This window comes from Kitasatospora nipponensis, from assembly GCF_039528135.1.
Taxonomy (GTDB): domain Bacteria; phylum Actinomycetota; class Actinomycetes; order Streptomycetales; family Streptomycetaceae; genus Kitasatospora; species Kitasatospora nipponensis.
This window is the reverse complement of the sequence record NZ_BAAALF010000353.1, coordinates 1-3,862: the sequence shown is the minus strand read 5'-3', so window position 1 is coordinate 3,862 and position 3,862 is coordinate 1. Positions and strand designations below refer to the sequence as shown.

At 74.4% G+C, this 3,862-nt stretch carries 4 protein-coding genes; 2 read left to right on the top strand and 2 right to left on the bottom strand.

What is annotated here, in order from left to right:
• Window positions 1-782 (top strand): polysaccharide deacetylase family protein (locus ABD323_RS39970; RefSeq protein ID WP_344447025.1); only part of this gene is annotated, 782 nt, incomplete at its 5' end.
• A 64-nt stretch (window positions 783-846) separates the two neighbouring features.
• Here the strand turns inward: ABD323_RS39970 and ABD323_RS39965 are convergent.
• A complete protein-coding gene (locus tag ABD323_RS39965; protein WP_344447024.1) occupies window positions 847-1,650 on the bottom strand; it encodes an exonuclease domain-containing protein in 804 nt (267 codons plus the stop codon).
• Between the two features lie 217 nt (window positions 1,651-1,867).
• On the opposite strand from ABD323_RS39965, the gene ABD323_RS39960 reads away from it, so the two are divergent.
• Window positions 1,868-2,674 carry a hypothetical protein gene (locus tag ABD323_RS39960; protein ID WP_344447023.1) on the top strand — a complete coding sequence of 269 codons (807 nt, stop codon included), beginning with the start codon at window positions 1,868-1,870 and terminating at the stop codon, window positions 2,672-2,674.
• Window positions 2,675-2,745: 71 nt separating this feature from the next.
• On the opposite strand, the gene efeB is transcribed toward ABD323_RS39960, so the two are convergent.
• A partial coding sequence (gene efeB, locus ABD323_RS39955) for an iron uptake transporter deferrochelatase/peroxidase subunit (protein ID WP_344447022.1) occupies window positions 2,746-3,862 on the bottom strand: 1,117 nt, incomplete at its 5' end.

Sequence of the window (3,862 nt, the reverse complement as noted above, 5' to 3'; positions counted from 1 at the left end):
CGGGGCCCCCGGGCCCCCCGGGCGCCCCCGGCGCCCCCGGCACGCCGAGCACCCCCGCCGCCGTCCACTCCCCCGCCCCGAGCGGGACCGGCACCCCCGCCGCCCCCGGCACGCCGAGCGCCCCCGGCCCGGCCGCCCCGACCACCGCCGCCGCGGCCCCGCTGCCCGCGCCGGACGCCGCCGGCTCCTCGATCGTCTACTCCACCGCCACCGGCGGCCGGACCATCGCGCTCACCTTCGACGACGGCCCGGGCCCGGCCACCGGGCAGATCCTCGACCTGCTCGCCCAGTACCACGCGAAGGCGACCTTCTGCGAGATCGGCCCGCAGGCCACCGCCAACCCGGCCCTGGTCCAGCGGATCCTGGCCGAGGGCCACCGGCTCTGCGACCACACCGTGCACCACCCGCAGCCGATGCACACGCTGGCGCACGACAAGCAGGTGTACGAGATCGACGCGGCCAAGGACATGATCGTCCAGGCCGGCGGGGCCGGTGCGAAGGTCGGCTGGTTCCGTGCCCCGGGCGGCGACTTCAGCGCCGACAACCGTCAGATCGCCGTCCAGGACGGCCTGCGCCCGCTCGGCTGGACCGTCGACACCCGCGACTGGTCCAAGCCCGGCGTCGCGGCGATCCTCGGCCACGTGCAGAAGGAGCTGCGCCCCGGCGGCATCATCCTGATGCACGACGGCGGCGGCGACCGCAGCCAGAGCGTGGCCGCGCTCAAGCAGCTGCTGCCGTGGCTGGTCCAGCAGGGCTACACCTTCGACTTCCCGGCCTCCTGACGCGGCGTCCGCCGCCAGGCGTCCACCATCAACCCCCGAGCGCGGGCCGGTCACCGGTCCGCGCTCAGCGCATCGGCCAGCGCGCGTCCACCACCGCCTGCGGGTTCTTGCTCTGCCGCAGCCAGCTCTGCAGCCCCTCGGCCCACTCCCGGTGCCAGTCCACCTGCCGCTCGTGCAGCGCGGTGAGCGTCAACTCGCCCACCTGGCCCGGGTACCGCTCGCCCAGCGCGACCGCGACCCGGACCGCCGCGAGCGCGTCGGCGGCCGCCTCGTGCGCGTCCAGCAGCTCGACGCCGTAGACCTCGCAGACCCGCTGCAGGCTGCGCGAGCCCTTGCGGTAGCGGTCCACCGCCCGGTCGATCACCAGCGCGTCCAGCACCGGCGCGACCAGCCGCCCGGCCAACCGCTCGGCCAGCGCCGGCCGGCCGTGGCGGCGCAGCTCGGCGTCGAGCAGCGAGAGGTCGAACGGCGCGTTGAACGCCACCACCGGGGAGCCCTCGCCGAGCCGCTCGCAGAGCGCGGCGGCGATCTCCTCCACCGCGGGGCCGGCCGGCCGGCCCCTGGTTCTGGCCTGCTCGTCACTGATCCCGTGGATCGCCTGCGCGTCGGCGGGTATCGGCACCCCGGGGTCCAGCAGCCACCCGGTGGTGCGCACCGGCACCCCGCCGACCGCCTCCACCAGCGCGGCGCTGACGATCCGTGACTCGGCCGGGTCGGTCCCGGTGGTCTCCAGGTCGAACCCCACCAGCGGCCCCTGCCACCACCGCACACCCCCACCGCCGCGAACGGGACGTACCGCCACCCCGATCTCACCGGCCGGGAGTGCCCCGTTGCTCAGCTCGCCCATCACCAGCGCCTCTCCGTCCACCTGTGCGTTACCGGGACCCATCATCGCCGCTGCCAGTGACAGCGCCGCCGCCCGGTCCCGGACAACGGTGCGAGAACCCCCGGCGGCAGCCTTGATCGTCCTGCCGTGGCACGGGCCGGCAACAGTTCGGACAACTCCCTCTACCGGCCGGTAACCGCGGTGGTACCGTCCCGCTACGGCCCGGTCGGCGGGTTGCCCCCGACGGAGGATGTCTCACGTGCGCGCGTCCCGGATCATCGCCCGTTCCCTGCTCTGCCTCCCGCTGGCGCTGAGCGTCACCGCCTGCGTCAGTGCCAGTACGGGCACCGCCCACCCCGCGTCGTCCCCGCTCGCGCCGTCCGCCGGCGCGGCCTCCTCCGCCGCGCCCTCGCCCACCGCGCCGGTCTCCGTCGACCCGGCGCTGGCGGCGCTCTCCGCCGACGACCTGCTCAAGCAGTCCACCCAGGCGCTGCTCGCCGCCGACACGCTCACCATGGACGTGCAGGGCGTGACCCAGAGCGGGCAGACCACCGCGCACCTGCAGATCGCCCGGCAGGCCGGCTCCTGCGCGGGGGCCACCACGCTGGCCGGTGCGCCGATGATGACCTTCGTCAGCACGGCGCAGCAGTTCTGGCTGCGCCCGGAGCCGGCGTACTGGTCGGTGCACCCCGGCGGCGCGGCGGCCAAGCCCGTCAAGGGCCACTACGCGGCCGGCCCGGCGGGCGACGCCAAGGTGCAGGGCCTGGCCTCGCTCTGCCACGTCGACCAGGCGCTGGCCTCGGTGCTCGACCCGGCCGGCAAGGCGACCAAGGGCGACCCCACCACCGTCGACGGCCAGGGCGCCATCACCCTGAACGTGGTCGGCTCCGACGGCAAGAGCAGCACGACCGTGCTGGTGGCGGCGGCCGGCAAGCCGTACCCGCTGCAACTCACCCAGGGCGCCGAGCGCCTGACCTTCGCGGGCTTCGGTCAGCCGGTGACGATCCAGCCCCCGGCCGAGGGTGACGTCGTCGCCCTGCACGACTTCGGCCAGCTGCTCGGCTGACGCGCCACAGGCCCGCAGGTCGGGGGACCTGCGGGCCTGCCGGGTTGTCGGGCCCGCTGCGTGAACGGGCCTCAGGCGGCCGCGAAGAGCCCGCGGCCCAGCCAGTCGCCACCGTCGCGCACGCCCGGCAGCACGAAGAAGTAGCCACCGCCGGTCGGCGAGATGTAGTCCACCAGCGGCTCGTCGATCAGCCGGGTCTGGGTGGCCTCGAACTGGCGGGTGACGTCCTGCTGGTAGCAGCAGAAGGCCAGGCCCATGTCGAGGTTGCCGACCTTGTCCACCCCGCGGTCGTAGTTGTAGCCGCGGCGCAGGATGCGCGTGTCGTCCGTCTTGTCGTCGCGCGGGTTGGCCAGCCGGATGTGGGCGTCCAGCGGGATCGCGGCGCCGTCCGGGTCCTTGGCGTAGTCCGGGATGTCGCTCTCGTCGGCGCCGTCCAGCGGGGCGCCGGTGTCCTTGCGGCGGCCGAACATCTTCTCCTGCTCGGCCAGCGAGACGCGGTCCCAGAACTCCACCAGCATCCGGATGATCCGGATCACCTGGTAGCTGCCGCCGGTCGCCCAGGCCGGCTCGCCGCCGCCGTCCTTGACCCAGACCAGCTTGTCCATCTCCCGCCCGGACTTGACGTCCGGGTTGGCGATGCCGTCCTTGAAGCCGAGCAGGTTGCGCTGTGCGCCGACCGGGCGCGGGGCGCTCTGGAACCCGTCGATGCGCCACTTGACCTGCATCGCGCCGCGGGTGTGCCGGGCGATGTCGCGCAGCGCGTGCAGCACGGTGTCCTGGCTGTTCGCGCAGATCTGCAGCGACAGGTCGCCGTGCAGCTCGGCGGCCTGCAGGTTGTCGTTGGGGAAGACCTTCATCGGGCCGAGCTTGACCGGCTTGGCCTTGGCCAGCCCGTAGCGGTCGTCGAAGAGCGAGGCGCCGACGCCGACCGTCACGGTCAGGTTGTCGCTGGGCACCGTGGGGCCCAGGATCCCGTTGTCGGCCGGCGGCGCCCCGACCCCGAGGTCCGGCGGGGTGCCGCCGGCGGTCAGGAAGCGGATCCGGTCGGTCAGGGTGTGGAAGAGGTCCTCCAGGGCCTTGCGGTCCTGGGCGATGACGTCGAAGGAGATGAACATCGCGGCCATCGGCGCCGGGGTGGTGATGCCGGCCTGGTGCTCGCCGTGGAAGGGCACCACCGCGTTGGCGCTG